At 68.4% G+C, this 17875-nt stretch carries 13 protein-coding genes; 8 read left to right on the top strand and 5 right to left on the bottom strand.

What is annotated here, in order from left to right; all coding sequences use genetic code 11:
- From K4L06_RS18075 to K4L06_RS18065, 3 genes are all read left to right on the top strand, one after another.
- Positions 1-591: TetR/AcrR family transcriptional regulator (locus K4L06_RS18075; RefSeq protein ID WP_221672715.1), on the top strand; the 591-nt coding region annotated here is incomplete at its 5' end.
- 150 nt (positions 592-741) lie between these two features.
- Positions 742-2196, top strand: coding sequence for a glycoside hydrolase family 76 protein (locus K4L06_RS18070; protein ID WP_221672714.1), 1455 nt, complete (start codon positions 742-744; stop codon positions 2194-2196).
- A gap of 209 nt (positions 2197-2405) precedes the next feature.
- Positions 2406-5744, top strand: coding sequence for an amino acid adenylation domain-containing protein (locus K4L06_RS18065; RefSeq protein ID WP_221672713.1), 3339 nt, complete (start codon positions 2406-2408; stop codon positions 5742-5744).
- Positions 5745-5861: 117 nt separating this feature from the next.
- Here the strand turns inward: K4L06_RS18065 and K4L06_RS18060 are convergent, their stop codons facing one another.
- Together K4L06_RS18060 and K4L06_RS18055 are read right to left on the bottom strand one after the other, a co-directional pair.
- Positions 5862-6818: an MBL fold metallo-hydrolase gene (locus K4L06_RS18060; protein ID WP_221672712.1), complete on the bottom strand. Its 957-nt coding sequence runs from the start codon at positions 6816-6818 to the stop codon at positions 5862-5864.
- Positions 6819-6978: 160 nt separating this feature from the next.
- Positions 6979-7851, bottom strand: a complete 873-nt coding sequence (locus tag K4L06_RS18055; protein ID WP_255595215.1) for an alpha/beta hydrolase — start codon at positions 7849-7851, stop codon at positions 6979-6981.
- 467 nt (positions 7852-8318) lie between these two features.
- Between K4L06_RS18055 and K4L06_RS18050 the strand changes: the two genes are divergently transcribed.
- Genes K4L06_RS18050 through K4L06_RS18040 form a run of 3 tightly spaced genes read left to right on the top strand, consistent with a single transcriptional unit; the run spans position 8319 to position 10708 of the window.
- On the top strand, positions 8319-10196 hold the full coding sequence (locus tag K4L06_RS18050) for a PatA/PatG family cyanobactin maturation protease (protein WP_221672710.1): 1878 nt from the start codon (positions 8319-8321) through the stop codon (positions 10194-10196).
- A gap of 3 nt (positions 10197-10199) precedes the next feature.
- Entirely contained in the window at positions 10200-10403 is a 204-nt protein-coding gene (locus K4L06_RS18045) for a hypothetical protein (protein ID WP_221672709.1), read from the top strand.
- A complete protein-coding gene (locus K4L06_RS18040; RefSeq protein WP_221672708.1) occupies positions 10400-10708 on the top strand; it encodes a hypothetical protein in 309 nt (102 codons plus the stop codon). The genes K4L06_RS18045 and K4L06_RS18040 overlap by 4 nt, the downstream gene beginning before the upstream one ends.
- A gap of 366 nt (positions 10709-11074) precedes the next feature.
- On the opposite strand, the gene K4L06_RS18035 is transcribed toward K4L06_RS18040, so the two are convergent.
- Positions 11075-13624, bottom strand: a complete 2550-nt coding sequence (locus K4L06_RS18035; RefSeq protein ID WP_221672707.1) for a two-component regulator propeller domain-containing protein — start codon at positions 13622-13624, stop codon at positions 11075-11077.
- A gap of 8 nt (positions 13625-13632) precedes the next feature.
- Here K4L06_RS18035 and K4L06_RS18030 point away from each other — a divergent pair, with 8 nt between their 5' ends.
- Positions 13633-15009, top strand: coding sequence for an ATP-binding protein (locus tag K4L06_RS18030; RefSeq protein WP_221672706.1), 1377 nt, complete (start codon positions 13633-13635; stop codon positions 15007-15009).
- Between the two features lie 41 nt (positions 15010-15050).
- On the opposite strand, the gene K4L06_RS18025 is transcribed toward K4L06_RS18030, so the two are convergent.
- Complete coding sequence (locus tag K4L06_RS18025) at positions 15051-15776, bottom strand: response regulator transcription factor (RefSeq protein ID WP_221672705.1); 726 nt, start codon at positions 15774-15776, stop codon at positions 15051-15053.
- 51 nt (positions 15777-15827) lie between these two features.
- Positions 15828-16109: a hypothetical protein gene (locus tag K4L06_RS18020; protein ID WP_221672704.1), complete on the bottom strand. Its 282-nt coding sequence runs from the start codon at positions 16107-16109 to the stop codon at positions 15828-15830.
- A 706-nt stretch (positions 16110-16815) separates the two neighbouring features.
- On the opposite strand from K4L06_RS18020, the gene K4L06_RS18015 reads away from it, so the two are divergent.
- Entirely contained in the window at positions 16816-17814 is a 999-nt protein-coding gene (locus tag K4L06_RS18015; protein ID WP_221672703.1) for a trypsin-like serine protease, read from the top strand.
- Positions 17815-17875: the final 61 nt, after the last annotated feature.

Below are 17875 nucleotides of genomic sequence, written 5' to 3'. Positions count from 1 at the left end.
ACCGACCGCAAGCGCGCCGCCATCCTCGACGCGGCCATGGCCGAATTCCGCCAGGCCGGCTACGACGCCACCAGCATGGACCGGGTCGCGGCCAGCGCCGGGGTCTCCAAGCGCACGGTCTACAACCACTTCCCGAGCAAGGAGGTGTTGTTCGCGCAGATCCTGCAACAACTGTGGGAACGCAGCCTGGCCTCGCCCGACCTGGTCTACCGGGCCGACCGTCCGCTGCGCCCGCAATTGCTCGAACTGGTGCAGCAGAAGCTGCAGTTGCTGCACGACGAAGCCTTCATCGACCTGGCCCGGGTCGCCATCGTCGCGATCATCCCCGCGCCCGAGCGCGCCCAGCAGTTGTTCGCGCGCATGGGCGACAAGGAAGAGGCCCTGACCGCGTGGATCCGCGCCGCCGCCGCCGACGGCCGCCTGCAGGCGCAGGATCCGTTGTTTGCTTCGATGCTGCTGCAGGGGATGGTCAAGGGCTTCGCGTTCTGGCCGCAGATCACCCTGGGCCAGCCGATGCTGACGCCGGCCCAGCGCGACCAGGTGGCGCAGACCGCCACCGACATGTTCCTGGCCCACTTCGCGCCCGCCTGATCGCCGGCCGCCCCGGCCTGCGCTTGCCGCCATGCCGTGCGGACCCGCGCGGCACGACGGCCGGCGTTCGCGTCCGGATCGCCGCTGCTCGCGCCCACTGCAGGAACAGCATCGACCGCAGTTCGACGCCAACCAACTCAGGACGCAGCCATGAACGTCTCTCGGATCGACCGGACCGGCAGCAACGCGGCGCAGCCGGGCGTACCGCCCAATGCGGCCGCCTATCTGGCCGAAGCCAAAGTTCTGTTCGACCAGATCCACCCGCTGTGGAGCAGCGCCGGCAACGTCTGGCGCACCGCCTGCGCCTTCGACAGCCTGCTCGACTACTTCCTCGTCAGCGGCGCCGACAGCGCGCCCTACGGCCAGGACGCCTTGGCCGCGCTGGACCCGACCAAGAAAGGCAATTGGTGGGACGATTTCGGCTGGATCGGCATCGCCGCCTTGCGCGCCGCGGAACTGGGGTTCGCGGCCCAGCACCGCATCGACTTCCTCAAGATCGCGATCAACGCCTGGTGCTACATGGTCGGGCCGCGCTGGTCGACTCAGCCGAACCAGACCGCGATCTACCCCTACACCGATCCGCCGGGCTGGGCGCAATTCGCCAGCACCCACCCGGTCAACCGCGGCGCGCCCAATTGCTGGGCCGACATCGGCCAGACCTGGCCGAACGTGCCGCCGCTGATCCAGGCCCAACTGCGGCCGCGCTACTCGCCCGGCGGAATCTGGAACTCGCCGATCACCCTCGACGCGCACCCCACCCCGGTGGCCGAGTACGACGGCAGCGGCGGCGTGCTCAACCCGATCCAGAACACGGTCACCAACGGCGTGTTCGCCCTGCTCAGCCTGCGCCTGTCCCTGGCCGCGCAGAACCCGGCCTTCACTGCGTACTTCACCGACGCCGGCGTCGACGTCCAGGCCTGCAATCAGGCCTGGCAGGACCAGATCGCCTGGTGGCAGCTATGGATGCTGAAGACCCCGGACCCGTGGCAATCGCTGCTGCTGACCAGCCAGTCGGGCTCGCGCGCCGGCGTGCTGGTGCGCGAACGCGTGTCCAGCTTCCACGCCGTGGACAACGTGGTGTACTGGGATTCCTCCTACGACCGGTCGATGACCTGGAGCGGCGACCAGGGCCTGCTGATCGGCGCCCTGCGCGAGGCGCAGGCGATGTACCGGGCCTCGCCGCCGCCGGTGACCGGCGTCTACCCGCAGCTGATCGAGGGCATGTTCGCCAACGCCTTCCTCCCGCGCACCTACGGCTCGGTAGCCGGCGAGTTCCCCTTGCCCTGGCTGCAGGTCGGCGCCTCGGATCCGTACGCAGCGGTGCCGCCGGGCTACGACTACGGCGATTACCAGACCGGCGTGGCGGTGTTCATGCGCTATCTGCTGCAGGCCCACCAGGCCGACCCGGCGCTGTTGGCGCCGTACACGCCGGCGATCCTCGCCAACGCCACCGCGTTGGTCAGCCCCGGCTTCGGCCAGCCGCTGCAGCCCGGCCAATGCGATGCGTTCACGCCCTACGGCAGCGACAACGCCGACCTGATGTCGGCCTACGTCAATCGCCTGTCGGTGCTGACCCTGGCGATCGCGCTCAGTTCGGGCGAGTAAGCATCGCCCGAAGACGGCCGCACGCGCGGCGGGTCGGTCGACGGCCCGCCGCGGTTTCCGCGGCGACGCCACGACCTGCCTCTGCGCACAGGCGGGCGCCCACAGACTTCGCGGTCTTGTCTCGGTGAAGCCCTGGATCCCCGCTTTCGCGGGATGACGTTCATCGGGAATGACGGTGGCTCGGCTTCGCCACGAATCTTCCAGTCGTCATGCCCGCGCAGGCGGGCATCCAGAGCCTTCGGCATCGCGTCGGATTGATCTGGATCAACGGTCCGACCGTTAGCGTCGGTGAGCAGAGCGGAACTGCGATCCGATCACAGACCAACGCGCCGTCGACCGGTACTCAGTACGTCGAACGAGGCGATGCGCGCGTTGCAGCGAAATCCACCGGCGATTTCCTCTTCGCGCATGCCTCGCGGCCATCGTCTTTCCATCCGCAATGCCTGCGCAATCGCCATGGCGCGAGGACGCGACCGCGTCCCGTCGCATGCGCGGTGGGCACAGCGGCGACTTCGACCATCGGAGACACAGGCATGCCGACCATACGCAGCGTAGTCGATCGGTTTCGGAATCGCGCGATCGAACAGCCCGAATCGACCGCCGCGGTCGACCGCGGCCGCGCGATCAGCTACCGGCAGCTCGATCGCGACAGCGACCTCGTCGCGGCGCGCCTCGCCCAACGCGGCATCGGGCCCGGATCGCTGGTGCCTTTGATCTGCGACCGCTCTGCGAGCCTGGTCGTCGGCCTGCTCGGCATCGCCAAATCCGGCGCGGCCTATGTGCCGATCGACGACGGCTATCCCGACGCGAGAAAACGCTACATCGTCGCCCAGACCCGATCCGCGCTGGCGCTGTGTTCCCGTGGGGCCTGGACTCGCGACGCATTCGAGGCGCTCGATATCGACGAACTCGCGGCCGCTCCGGCCGGTCGGTTGGCCCCGCCCGTTGCGGCCGGCGCGGGCGATGTCGCGTACGCGATCTTCACCTCAGGCACCACCGGTCTGCCCAAAGGCGTCGTCATTGAGCATGCGGCGCTCGGCAATCTGGTCGACTGGCACAACCGCGAGTTCGAGGTGAACGGCGACAGTCGCCTGACTTCGATGGCCAAGATCGGTTTCGACGTCGCCCAGTGGGAAGTGTGGTCGGCCCTGTGCGCCGGGGCGACGCTGCACCTGCTGGAGCAAGCCGTGCGTGTGGACCCTGCTGTGCTGGCGCTGTTCTATGCGGACCATGCGATCAGCCACGCCTTCGTGCCGACCGTGATGGTGCCGGAGGTCGTAGCGGCGACCCGCGGCGTGAGGACGCGCTTGCGCTATCTGTTCACCGCCGGCGAAAAATTGACCCCCGTCGACCTGGACGGAATCGGCTACACCCTGGTGGACTACTACGGCCCCACCGAGGCGACCATTTTCGCCACCTCCAGGCGGGTGCCCAGCGCCAGCGCGGGCGCCCCCTACTCGATCGGCAAACCGATCGCGGGCGCGACGGCGCACATCCTCGATCCGTCCCTCGACCCGGTTCCTCCGGGCGAGACAGGCGAGCTCTGCCTGGGCGGCCCGGGGCTGGCGCGCGGCTATCTCGACAACGAAGCGCTCACTCGCGAGCGCTTCGTGAACGTCGGCGGCCAGCGCCTGTACCGCACCGGCGACCTGGCGCGACTGTTGCCGGACGGCGAGATCCAGTTTCTCGGCCGAGGCGACGAGCAGATCAAGATCCGCGGCAATCGGGTCGAACTGGGCGAAATCGAGGCGCAGTTGCAGTTGCTGCCCGGCGTGCGCAAGGCCGCGGTCGCGGTCGCCGCGCCGGACGACCCCGGTCGCAAGCAGATCGTCGCCTTCGTGGTGGCCGAGGCGACGGCCGCGACGGAAGCGAACGCCGCGCCTTCCGGGCTGCGCGCCCAGCTCGCCGCGACGTTGCCGGACTACATGATTCCCGCCGCCTTCATGACAGTGGATGCGTTCCCGCTTACGCCCAACGGCAAGACCGACAAAACCGAGCTGCTCCGGCGCTACGCGCAACGCCGGCAAGCCGCAGCAGCGCTTGCCCAGGCGGCCGAGACCGGCACCGACACCGAAGCGCAGATCGCGGCGATCTTCGCCCGCGCGCTCGGGCATGCCGATTTCGACCGGGACGACAGCTACTTCGCGATCGGCGGCCAATCGCTGCTCGCCGCCCAGCTGACCCGCGAGATCGGCCAGGCGCTGGGGGTCAAGGCCTATGTCCGGGACATCTACGAATTTCCCAGCGTTCGCGCCCTGGCCACGGCGCTGGAACAGCGCTCGGGCCGCAGCGCGCCCACGATCGACGCCGAACCGATCCGGGCGCTGCAATCCGACCTGCATCTGATCGACGGCACCCGCTTCGACACCGGATACGACACGAGCCAGATCGCCGCGCCCCGGCATGTCGTGCTGACCGGCGCCACCGGGTTCGTCGGCGCCCACTTGCTGTGCGATCTGCTCGCGACCACGAGCGCGACGATCCACTGTCCGATCCGGGCCAGCGACCAGAACGCCGCCGGCGAGCGACTGAAGGCGACTTTGGCCAAGTACGCCCTGGACCCCGGCGAGCGCGGCCTGTTGCGGGTGCGCGCCTACCCGGCGGACCTGGCCGAGCCGCGGCTGGGACTGGCCGCCGGCGAGCACGACTATCTGGCCGGATCGGCCGACCTGGTCTACCACTGCGCCAGTGCGGTCAACTTCATCCAGCCCTACTCGCATCTGCGCCGCGACAACGTGCTGGGGCTGCGCGAGGTCCTGGCCTTCTGCGCCGCCGGCCGGCTCAAGCCGCTGGCCCTGATGTCGACGATTTCGGTCTACAGCTGGGGGCACCGGTACACCGGCAAGCAGATGATGCGCGAGGACGACGACATCGACCAGAACCTGACCGCGGTGAGCGCCGACATCGGCTACGTCCGCAGCAAATGGGTGATGGAAAAGATCGCCGATATGGCGGCGAGCCGCGGCCTGCCGCTGATGACCTTCCGCCTGGGCTACGCGACCTTCCACGGCCGTTCCGGCCGTTGCGCCGATTACCAATGGTGGTCCCGGCTGGTCCGCACCTGCATCGCGTACGGCGGCGTTCCGGAGCTACGCAATTTCCGCGAGGGGCTGACCAGCGTCGACTACATGACCCGGGCCATCGCCCATATTTCGCGCAATCCGGCGGCCATCGGCAAGAAATTCAACCTGGTCAACCGCGACCGGAACAATCTCACCCTGCACGAATTCTTCGCCAAGCTGGAGGCAGCGTCGGGACTGCGTCTGCCGCGGCTGCCCTATCGCGCCTGGTGCGCGCTGTGGGAGAACGACCACACAGCGCCACTGTACCCGCTGCTGAGCCTGTTCAAGGATGTCGTGCGCGACGGCCAGTCGACGGCCGAGTTGTATCAGGACGGCTATCGTTGGGACTGCGGCAACGTCGACGAATTCCTGCGCGGCAGCGGCATCGCCGAGCCGGCCTTCGACGAACCGCAGTTGCGGCGCTATCTGCGGCGCTCGATCGGCCTGCGCGTGACCAATGGCGCCACACCGGACGGTCGTCGCTGAGCGCATCCCGCCGGCGCACGCACGCTGTCGGCAGGTGCCAGGCGTCGCCCCGGCGCGTCCTGGCTGTGCAGCCGGAGCGGGCGAAGAGAACTCCCCTGCCCCGACCGCCCCCGGCTTTCAGCGATCGGCCACCCAGGCGAAGCCGTCGCCTTCGCGCTTGATCCGCCCCAGGCCCGGGAACGGAAAGTGCACGGCGTACACGTGCAGATCCTGCTCGGCGGCGCGCTGCAGCAGGGCGCGCCGGCTGGCTTCGGCCAACGGCGCGTCGCGGTCGTAGTCCACCGTCCATTCCGGGCGCTGCACCGAGATCACGTGATGGTGCGCGGTATCGCCCAGGTACAACAGGCGTTCGTTGCCGGAAACGATCTCGTACGCGCTGTGGCCGGGCGTATGGCCGTCGACAGCGACCGCGGCGACCAAGCCGGGAACGATCGCCGCATTCGGCTCGAAGGCCTGGACCTTGGGCGCGATCGCGGCCACCAGGGCGGCGTTGCCGGGGTCGCCCTTCAGCGCCTCCCATTCGGGCCTGGACAGATGGATGGTCGCGTTGGCGAAGGCCAGGCCGCCCTCGCCCGTGCGCAGGCCGCCGACGTGGTCCGGGTGTCCGTGCGAGATGAAGATGTCGGTGACCTGCGCCGGCTCGACGCCGGCGGCGCGCAGGGAGGCCGGCAAGCGACCGGCCTGGGCGAAGGAAACGCCGGCGGCGCCGGTGTCGAACAGCAGGACCCGGGCGCCGCTGCGCACCAGCAAGGGCTGGATGCTCAGGTGCAGCACGTCGGTCGGCTGACCGGCCGCGCTCAGCAAGGCCGCGACCTGTTCGGCCGGCTCGCCGATGGCGAAGGTCTTGCCGTCGTTGGCGACGTCGATGTCGCCGTCCTTCAGCGCGTAAGCCTCGAGTGCGCCGATCCGGAACGCGAATGCGCCGGTATCGGCAGCAGCCGGCGCGGGCGCCGCAGCGGTCGCTGCCGCCGGCGCGGGTTCGTCGGTGGCGGCAGGCGGCGGGCGCGAGCAGGCGCCCAGCAGAGCGCCGCCCAGCACGGCGGCGATCAGGATGGAAACGCGATTGCGATGCATGGCGGACTCCGGCCGAAGGCGATGGATGGGGCGATTCGAGCGACTGGACGGCGCGGCCCGCGCGCCATGACCGACCGCCCTGGTCGATATCGCGATCCAGGGCGATGCTACAACCGGCAACGACGCCGGTCGACCGTGCCGGATCGACCGGTGGCCACGATCAATCGCGGCGCGCAGGCGCCCATAGCGAGGCCAGGAACGCATCCACCCGGGCGGTGTAGTCGCCTTCGGCGCCGAGCTCGGCGTTGATGGCCGCATGGTCCAACCCGAGCGGCAGCACCTGCGCGCGCCCGCCCAGGTCGACGGCGCGGCGGGCGTAGTCGCGCGCCTGCGGGCAGGACTGCCGGCGTCGGCTGGAACAGACCAACAGCATCGGTGCCGGCGCGCCGCGCAGGCGCCGGGTCGGCGAAGCCTCGCGCCAATAGCGCGAATCCGCGCCGAACGCCTGGTCGTACAGGCGCAGGTGCGGCCGGCGCATCAAGGCCTCGACGTCGTAGGCGGCGCTGTCCAGCGCGACCGTCCCGCTCCAAGGCCGCGCCCCCTGCGCGCGCGCCAGCTCCGGTGCGGCCGCCAGCAGCGCCACCAGGTGCGCGCCGGCCGAATGCCCCATCAAGACCAGGCGTGTCGCGTCGCCGCCCCAGCGCGGCGCCTCGCGTTGCACATAGGCCAGGGCGCGCGCCACGTCCGCGGCCTGCTGCAGCGGGTCGGCCTGCGGCAGTAGCCGGTAGTTGATCGAGACCACGATCCGGTCCTGCGCGTTCCAGTGCGCGGCCTTGGCCTGAACCACGCCGCGTGCCGCCTTGTCGCCGATGCGCCAGCCGCCGCCATGGACCATCAGCACGATAGGCGCGCCGCTTGCCCGATGCGGGCTGTAAACGTCCAAGCGCTGCGCCGGGTCGGGGCCGTAGGCCAGGTCGCGTTGCGCGACCGAGGCCTCGGCCGCCGATGCGAATCCAGGGACAGCGAGTGCCGCAAGCAGGCAAAGCCGACCCGACAGGGCGGCAAGCAAGCGGGGGGCGGACAGGTGGCGCATGGCGGTTCCTTGCGGCGTCGGCTGCAACTGGCAACGCACGCCGGGCGGCGGCGATGACAGCGCCGTCCCTCGCCAGGGGAAACCGCCGCATACGGTCTGCAGCAACGGCCAACAGCTAACGCCGGGACCGAGGCGGCGGTCCGGGCCCACCGGCTGAGACTCGAAACCGAACGGAGTCGCTGTTCGCAAGTTTCCCCGCTGCCACGGCTGCGCAGACTGGCCGGTTCGGACTGGATCACGTCCGGTTCCGAACACCGTCGCAGATTCGCGCGCCTGCCGACATTCGCAGTGAAAAACCGAAAATTTCGGTGCGTGCATCGCCGTCGCGCCGAGCCCATCGTTGCGCCTACCGCAGCCGGCGCCGCGATCCGATCGCCGACCTGGGAAAAGCGCGATATCGCGCTGTCGCGGCAAAGCCCGGCATGTCCACGGCCGGGCCGGGTGCGGCTCGAACGACGGACCAACGAATGAATATCCCGCGGCACGAAGATCTCGGCGAAAAAACCTGGAAGGACATCGCCGCACTGCAGCGGGAAACGCTCGGCAGCCGCGAAGTCCGCATCGCCGTGCTGGACGGGGCCGTGGATGTATTGCACCCCTGCTTCCAGGGAGCGGCGCTGACCGCGCTCGGCGAAAACCAGGCGCCATCGGATTCGCCGGCGCACCAGCACGGAACCCATATCGCCAGCGTGATCTTCGGCCGCGGTGCCGTGTCGGGGGTGGCGCCGAACTGCACCGGCTTGCTGATCAAGATCTTCGATGACCGGCCGCGCGCAGGACGCAGCTTCTGCACGCAATCGTACCTGGCGCATGCGATCGACCTGGCCGTCGGCAACGGTGCCGATATCGTCACGATCAGCGCAGGCCAGCTGATCAAGTCGGCGGGACAACCGGCCGACGGACTGTTGAAACGCGCCCTGGAGCGTTGCGTCAGAAACAACGTGCTGGTGATAGCCGCCGCCGGCAACGACGGATGCGATTGCGCGCATATTCCGGCAGCGCTGCCCGAGGTCCTGGCGGTGGGCGCATTGGGCGCGTCCGGAGCGCCGATGCGCAACAGCAACTGGAGCGACGCATACCGCGGCCGCGGAATCCTGGCGCCCGGCGAGCACATCCTGGGAGCCAGGCCCGGCGGAGGCGTTCGCCGCAGAAGCGGCACCAGTTTCGCCACGCCCATCGTCGCCGGCGCCGCCGCGCTGCTGATGAGCGTGCAGCTTGCGCGCTACGGCCGCATCGACCCGCGCCGGGTGCGCCAAGCGATGCTCGAATCGGCCCGGGGCTGCGAACGAGATCCGGACAGCAAACACTGCCGCCAGTTGCTATCGGGAATCATGGATGTGGCGGCCGCTCACGCTTTCCTAGTCAACTCAGAAAACCAGAAGGAGCACGGCATGTCGGACCCTACCTCGACCCACGCGACCCCGCAGAAAGAACAAGACGAGTCCATGCCGGAAGCGAATCCGCATGCCCTCTCCGTCGCCAACTCGTACGATCCGGGGCGTGATGCCGGGCACGAGGACGTTGTCGCGTACGCCGCCGACCGCGCGTACGGCCAGGAGGAGTTGGTGAAGCCTTCGTCGGGATGCACCACCTGCAAGCAGCCTCAACTGGTCTACGCCCTGGGCGAGCTGGCGGTCGAGTACTACAGCGAATCGTCCCGAAACAGCTTCAGCCAGTCGGCCGCCGGCAGGGACATCGGTACGTATCTGAAGGCGAACCTGCACGAGGCGCCGTCCGTGGTGTGGCTGTTGAAGCTGGACGGCACCGTCCTTTACGCCATCACCCCGGTCGGCCCGTTCGCCCACGTCACCTACCAGAAGCTGCTCGATTTCCTCGGCGATCCGGACATCGAACGCATATCCATTTGCGGCTATTCGTCCGGACGGACGATCGCGCTGCAGTCCGGCGAGACGGTGCCGGTTTTGGCGCCTGACGTCCGCGGCATGTACAGCTGGTCGACCAAGGCGCTGCTCGAGGCTCTCGCCGACAGCGACGACGACCAGGCGCTCAAGGACGGTGTCGAAGACTTCCTGAGCCGCATCTACTTCGATTTCCGCAACAACGGCTTGAGCCCGGAGGATCGGGCCTTGAACTACTCGGCGACCAATGTCTTCCAGGCCGCAAGCGTGTTCAAGCAATCGCTTCGTGAAGGCCGGGTGCTCGAAGCCATCTCGGTCGAGAAGAGCCCGCTCGCCAAGTCCGACGACGAGCTGTACGACGTGAAGATGCGCTTCTTCGACCCGGAAAACCTGATGCGCGCCAGGCGGGCGTGCCGCTTCACCGTCGATGTGAGCGATGTTCTGCCGATCGGCGTCGGCCAGCCGCGGTTCTGGAACGAGGTCTAGTCCATGCACCTGCCCAAGCGACTTCCTCCCGCGACGGATGCGGACAGTTCGGGCCCCGGCCTGGGCACCCTGCTTCGTCGCGCATTCAATAAAGCCGGCGTGCCCGCGTGCGCCGGCTGCAAGGCCCGGGAACGGATCTTGAACGACTGGGTTCCGATTCCCGCGCTCACCAAGAAGTCCAACCCCGACCAGCGAGGACAATCATGAATCGCCCCCCTCTGACCGCCCCGGCCCACAGGCCGGCTCCTTCCTTCGTCCGCGACGCGATCCGTCCCAGCAGCTGCGACCAGGCTTGCATCGCGGCCTGCCTGGGCCAACTGAGATCTTGCATCGGCGGTTGCGGCGACGACGACGAAAGCTGCACCAACAAATGCATGGAGACCTACGACGGTTGCGTCGAGAAGTGCGAAGGCGGCAGCTTCAGGACGATCAAGCGCAGGGCCGGGAAAAACGGCCCGGCCGACAAGTATGTGCTGTCCGGACTCTACCCCACGCACCAGGCCAGGCAGTAGTCGAAACTCATCTGATCGCGTACAGGAGAAATCGCTATGCATATGCCTCTGCAGACCCCTCCGGTTCGTTCCGGCGCCGCCGGAAAGGCCCTTGTTGCCGGTGGAATCGGAATGTCCGGCGATGGCTGTTCGAACGGCTATTGGTGCTGTGAGGACGGCTGCGGCAATCTGAGCTGCGTCGATTGCGGGACCATCGTTTGCGCGTTGCCTCACAGTTGGTTCTGCGAAATGAACGGCATGTCGGCCAGCAACAGCTGCTGACCCGTCCTGACCGGTTCGCCGGCTGCGCCCAACCCTGAGGTCGGTTCGGGCGCTAGCCTCGTGCATCGGTGGCGACGATGCATGGGGCTCGCCCAAGCACGATTCCTAGGCCTCGTCCGCCGCTGCTTGCGCCGCCGCGCCCCCCGGGGAGCGCGATACGCCCGCCGGTTTGAAGCCGGCGGGCGCTTCGTCGCCGCGCCCGGCGATGGTCAACGCCAACAGCCCCAACAATGCGATCAGCCCCCACACCCAGGGATGCTGATGCCAGGGGCGAGGATGAACGATGCTCAATGCCGCGTCGGGCTCGCTCGCCCATGCCCCTCCGCCGGTGCGCGCCTGCACCTGGAAATCGAACCGGCCCCAGGGAATGCGCGGATACAGGACGCTACGGTTCGGCCCGGCGTCCACCCATCCGCGGTCCGCGCCGGTCAGGCGGAACCGGAACGCGGTATCGCGCGGCTTGCCCAGGTTGATCGCGGTGTAACGGATTTCCAGATTGCTCGAATACGAGGGCAGCAGCAGCGTTCTGCCGCTCGGGCGCAGCGGTTTTCCGTCGATCGCGACATGCTCGATATGCGATTTCAGGCGCGCGGACTCGACCCCCGGCACCCTCGCCGGGTCGACCGTGCCGAAGCCGGACACCAGGGCGAACCACAAGGCGCCGCGACTGTCGCGAAGGCAGGGAACGGAGTCGCCGCCGTTGATCTCGCTCGGGATCAATCCGTCGCTGGCCGAAAACCGGATCGATTCGATGCGGTGCGCGCTTTTGCGCGGCGCCGGAACCAGGGCCACGCCTGCGTTTCCGCCCAACCACAATCGCCCGCGCGCGTCTTCCAGGATGCAGGAGACGGTCTCGTCCGAGAGGCCGTTGCCGGCGCCGTAGCGGAATACCCTGCCCTGTTCGATCCGATACAGACCGTCGCCGTACGTGCCGACCCACAGCGCGCCCGCCGCGTCCTCGTGCAAGGCTCGTGCGGATCGCGAAGGAAACCCCTGGGGCCGCGTCCATCGCTCCACGATCCGGTCGCCGTTCAAGCGTACGACGCCCTGGCTGCCGGCGAGCCAGATCCCGCCCTTCGCCGCTGGCGCCACGTCGGCGATGCGCGTTCCCTGCAAGGCGGCGATGCGGCGAAAGCGTTCGGTCTGCGGCGCGGAAGCGTTCGGGTACGGGTAAGTAGACGCGTATGTGGTCCTGCCGACGGCCACGATGAAATCCTGCGGCCCTCGTTCCCAGATCGATACCGACTCGTTGTTCGGCCAGAACCCGGCCAACTCCAGGCGGCCGTTCTCGAGCCGGCCCAGCGCGCCGCCGGCGGTACCGATCCAGAGCGCGCCGCGGCTGTCGAGCAGCAGGCTGGCGATGCATGCGCTGCCCAAGGTCGCCTCGACCGGAATCGGACGGGCGCCGCGGCGAGGGCTCCAATGGAACAGGCCGCCGCAGGCCGAACCCAGCCACAGGCCGTCGCCGCCGTCGGCGACGACGGCGCGCCCCGCCATGTCCGTGCCCAGCGCGGGTTCTGCGAGCAACCCGAACAGCGGCGGACGCATGCGCAACAGTCCGCTGTTGCGGCTGCCCGCCCACAGGTTGCCATCGGCGTCGCGGAACAGGTGGGCGATGCCCAGCCCGCTGAGTTCGGGCACGATCCGCCAGGCGCCGTCCTCGGTTTCGCGCACCACCTGCCTGGATGCGAGCGACAACCACCAGCGGCCGTCGGCGTCGCGGGCGGCGTACATCGCGGCCTCAGGCGCCAATGTGCGCCAGGCGCGGCGGACCGGGTCGAATCGGTACAGTCGTTGCTCGCTTCCGACCAACAGGCCGCTGCCATCGCGCTCCAGCAGTTGCACGCGGGCCTCGCGCCCGGGCAGCGCGATCGGCACCAGCCCGTCGGCGCGGACCAGGTAAAGTCCGTTGGTCCCACCGGCATGGACCCGGCCGGCGTCGTCGATGGCCAGGCGCATGAACTCGCCGGTGCTGCGCGATCTGGCGATCCACCGGGGCTGGCCTGCGGCCCGATCGAACACGGCGATGCCGTCGCTGCTGGCGACCCAGACCCGGCCGTCCGGCCCCTGGGCGATCGCGTTGATCCTGCAGCCGCCGCCGCACAGGGCCAGGTGGCGGAAGCGTTCGCGCTCGCGAACGCTGAGCCCGGCATCCGCAGTGCCGACCCAGAGCCGTCCGCGGTCGTCTTCGAGCAAGGCCAGTATCCGGTCGCTGGCGGGCGCCGCGTCCTTGCGTCCATCGGCCCGCGCACGGGTGTAGAGCTCGAACGCCGTTCCGTCGAAACGAGCCAGACCGCCGAAGGTGCCGACCCAAAGATAGCCGTCCCTCGCCTGGATGATCGCGTTGATGCCGGCCTGGGGCAGCCCTTCCTCGGTGGTGAACTTCGCCACGCCGAGCCGGTGCTCCAGCCCGGAACGAGCGCCCGCCGCCGCCGCGAAGAACCACAGCAAGCAGCTCAGCAACGCGACGATCCGGTGCCTGCGCGACAGGCGTCGGCCATGTCCTGGGTCGATCGACGGCCGAAGCGTCGCAGACCCACAGCCTCCGTCCCAGAACACCGATGCGGCCGATGCTAGGCTGGATAGTGCTTGTCGCCGCGCCGGTTTCCGGCTGCCCGGTGCTTCCCCGATTACGATTCCATCAGCGGCGTTCATTGCGACCCATGACTCCCGCATCCCTCCTCAGCGCCTGGGACGTCCAGCGCGCCCGGATCGGCCACTGGCTGGCGCACCACTCGCCCGAAAACAGCAACGTCTTGATGCTGAGGGCGATCCTGGCGGCGACCCTGGCGGCCGCGGTGGCGATGGCCGTCGCATCGTGGCCCCGAGCGCCGGGTGGGCCGTCGGTGTCCGACGAATTCCTCGGCGCATCGGCCGTGGCCCTGTACGCATCGGCGTGCCTGTATCTCTCGACCCAGGGCCGCTACCGACTGTCCTCCGCCCTGGCCGTGGCGGGAGGGCTGCTCCTGGTCGGCTTGAGCTATCGGACCTATGGATTGCGCGCGCAATCGGAACTGCAGATGCATCATCTGTTTCCGATGCTGCTGGCCTGCCTGCTGTTGGGCCGGCAAGGGCTCTGGTGGGCCCTGGCCGGAAACCTCCTCGCCCTGGCGCTGGGAGCCTGGGTCGATATCGGCCGCGACGAAAGCCCGTTGAGCCGGTCCGCGACCGTGTCCGGCCTCGCGCTGCCGGCCATGCATCTGCTGGTTCTGGCCGCGATCCTGGACCGGCTGATCGCTTCCTCCCAACGCGCGATCCGCCGCGGCGAGGAACTGCGCGCCCTGTGCCGGGAACTCGAACAACTGGTCGAGCAGAAAGAGCTCGCCTACGCCCGGCTGATGCACATCCAGCGCATGGAGGCGATGGGGCGGCTTTCCGCCGGCGTCGCGCACGATTTCAATCACGTGCTGAGCGTGATCATCGGCCTGTCCACTTCGCGATCGCGACGCAGCGATGCGATCGAGGCCATATTGCCCGACATCCGGCGCGCGGCGCAGCATGGCGCCACGCTGACGCGCCGCCTGTTGAACTTCAGCCGGGCCGGCGAACGGCAGGTAGCCGCATTCGACCTTTGCGGCACGATCGAACAAGCGCGCCCCTTGCTGCTGTCCATGCTGCAGGGCGAGGTAAGCGCGAACATCGTCATCCCCGAATCCGAAGCGCTGGTGCTGGCGGACCGGGACGAGTTCGTGCTCGCCCTGCTCAATCTGGCCGGCAACGCCAGCGACGCCTTGCAGGGAAAAGGCGAATTTCTCCTGTCCGTTGAGATCGAACGGGAGCATGCGGTTCTGCGCATGGAGGACTCCGGCATCGGCATGGCGCCGGAAGTGATGGAGCGCGTATTCGAGCCGTTCTTCACCACCAAGCCGCGGGAGCGAGGCACCGGCATGGGCATGGCGATGGTGCACCGCTTCGTGACCGACTGCGCCGGCACGATCGCGATCGACAGCCGCCCCAGCGCCGGAACGCGCATCCGGATATCGCTGCCGCTGGCCGGATCGCAGCGGCCGCCGAACGACAGCGCAGGTGGGACCGAGTGACGCAAGCGCGCGCCGATTCCCGGCGTGCGGCGGACGCGCGCCTACCACGCCAGGACGTAACCGACATTGCGTACCGACAACAGCGGAAACTCCTGGCCGCTGCGCTGCAGGCACTTCCTGCGCAGCCGATGCACGATCATGTCCAGCCGGTGCGGATCGAAGTCGTATACGTTCTCGGCCAGACGCGCGATCAAGTCTTCCCGCGAAACGGCCTTGCCGGCGGCCGCGGACAAGGCCTCGATCAGTTGCCGCTCGAATTTGGTCATCCGGATTTCTGCGTCGGTGGGCGACAGGATTCGCCAGCCCCCTTCGTCCACCCGCCATCCGCCGCTTCTGCCCGTGCTTTGCGCGCCGGCTGCCGCCGCAGGCACCGCCCAGCGCGCCAGATTCTTCAGCGTCGCCACGATCAGGTCCATGTCCGCGGGTTTGGCGATATAGGCGTCGGCGCCGGCGTTCAGCCCCCTGATCCGGTCGTGCTCGCTGTCGTAGCCGGTCAGCATGACGATGCCCACTGGTGCGGGCAAGCTGCGCAGATGCTGAGCGATGCGCAAGCCGTCTTCATCCGGCAAGCCCAGATCGAGCAGCACAAGATCGAAGGACTGCGCCGTCAACACCCGGTACAGCTCCAGCGCGCTGGCCACGCCGATCGCGGCGAATCCGGCGTGGAGCAACTCCGGCACCAGCAGTTCTTCGCGCAGATAGCGGTCGTCCTCCACGACCACGACGGCAGGCGGCTTGCTGGCGATGGTCCGAACGTCGAGATTCATGTGATGGCCGCCTCAAACGAATGAGGCCTGCACTTTCCGTCCGTTGGGCATTCAGCCTGCTTGAACGACGTTCGAGCGGCGATCCGGCCAATGCGGATCGAGAGATTCATGAATCCTGCTGTCGCCGCAGCGGTTGGCGACGCCCTCGAACGGCTTCAGCGATAGGCATTGCATGCGGCCGTGGTCGCGCATCGCATATGCATGCGTGACGAATGGATCGGCCCAGCGCTTGCGCTGCATTCGCGACGGACGATGCGCGCTTGAACCACGCTCGATCGGGCATCGAGCATGCGCCAGTTCCCGCTGAGACGATCCGACGACGCGGTCACGCATTCGATTCGTGGCCGATGTTCTGTCCGCTTCCGATGCGATGCCGCGTATTCCTACGAGGCTGCTAGGGAATGGAACCGCGCCGCGCAGCCAGTCAACAAAATTTTTTGTCCCACCGAAAATGCAAACGACGTTGGAGAACAGCGGGCCATGCCGACATGAGGACGTGTCGCAACCCGCGCGACACGCTCAGATAGCGTGAAACGGCGCACGAACGGCAGTCCGCATCGCGGCGCGACGTGCGACCGATGATCGAGCACAGCGGCTGGCCGCCGCCGAAAGTTTTTCCGATTCGCGAACATGGAGGTCGCAATGCGCATCGATACGAGCGTCCACTCGAGCCGGGAACGGGCGAGCGCCAAACCCGCGCAGTCCCCGCCTTCGGTGAGAGCCGGACGCTCCCTGCCCCGCCGCACCGACTAGCGGCCGGGCGCCGCGCCGCGGGATTCGCGGCGTTTGGACACGAGCATGCAGGCGCGGCATCCGCCGCGCCGCGAACGCGCTCGCCCTTGCGATGGCGAGGCGAACAACCCGACATGACGGGCGCCGCAGGCGCTCGCTCAGCGCGGCCCGGGACGGCCGCGTCGCGAACCGGTGCGTCCGTGCCGTTCGCATATCGACCGGGCATCCTGCCCGCTCGGTCGGCCGGGAAGCGCAGGACGCGCTTGCCCGGCGGTAGTCAGGACTTTCAACCAACAAGGAGCTAGTTATGAAGAGTCTAGTCGCACTGAGCCTGGCGTTGCTGGTTTCGGCCCCGCTGGCCAACACCGCCGAAGCCAAGGAGCGTCCGTTCCAGAAGATGGGCGCCAAGGCCAAGTTCATCCACGGCGACAACCTAGTGCGCGACGTGCTGCCCGAACGCGGCGGTTCGATCGACGCCCGTCTGCAGAGCCCGCGCCAGAAGGCCGCCGGTTTGAGCGCGGTCATGGTCACTCCCAACGGCGACCAGTACGCCGCCAGCATGCACCCGGAAGACGTCGCCGTGTTCGAGAAGGCGCTGCGCGATCTGGAACTGCTCGGCCGCAACGCGTCGACCCCCGGCAACGCGCCGATGCTGCCGGCCCTCGGCGGCGGCGACGTGCGTTTCGCGCCGAAGGTGGTGATCGGCACGGACGATCGCGTCCAGATCACCAACACCGTCGCTTCGCCGTACTGGCACATCGGCCGCATCGGCATCGGCTGCACCGGCACCCTGATCACGCCCAAGCACGTGCTGACCGCGGGCCACTGCGTCTCCAACGGCGCCGGCACCTGGTACTCCAGCCTGAACTTCACCGTCGCCCAGAACGGCAGCTACCAGCCCTGGGGCACGACCAGCTGGGCCCGCGCCGTCACCACCAGCGCCTGGCACAACAGCGCCGACACCAACTACGACTATGCGTTGATCGTGCTGAGCTCGGCGCCGCACGGCGGCAACTCGGGCTGGGGCGTGTACTCCGGCGGCACCCACACCATCACCGGCTATCCGGGCGAAAAGCCCTTCGGCACGATGTGGACCCACTCCGGAACGCCGTGGACCAGCGGTTCCTACCGCCTGTGCTATACCATCGACACCAGCGGCGGCAACAGCGGCAGCGGCATCTCCAGCGACGGCGGCGTCTATGTGCGCGGCATCCACACCACCGGTTCGTCGAGCCAGAACTGCGGTACCCGTCTGACCAGCACCGTCTACAACACGCTGCAGAGCTGGATCTCGACCTACCCGTAAGCGCCGGTCGTTGATCCGCAGTCCCATCCGTGGCGCACCGGTTCGCTGGTGCGCCACGTTC

This window comes from Lysobacter sp. BMK333-48F3 (genome assembly GCF_019733395.1).
Lineage (GTDB): Bacteria > Pseudomonadota > Gammaproteobacteria > Xanthomonadales > Xanthomonadaceae > Lysobacter.
Note: the sequence above shows the minus strand (reverse complement) of the source record. Positions and strands in the feature narration are given on the sequence as shown.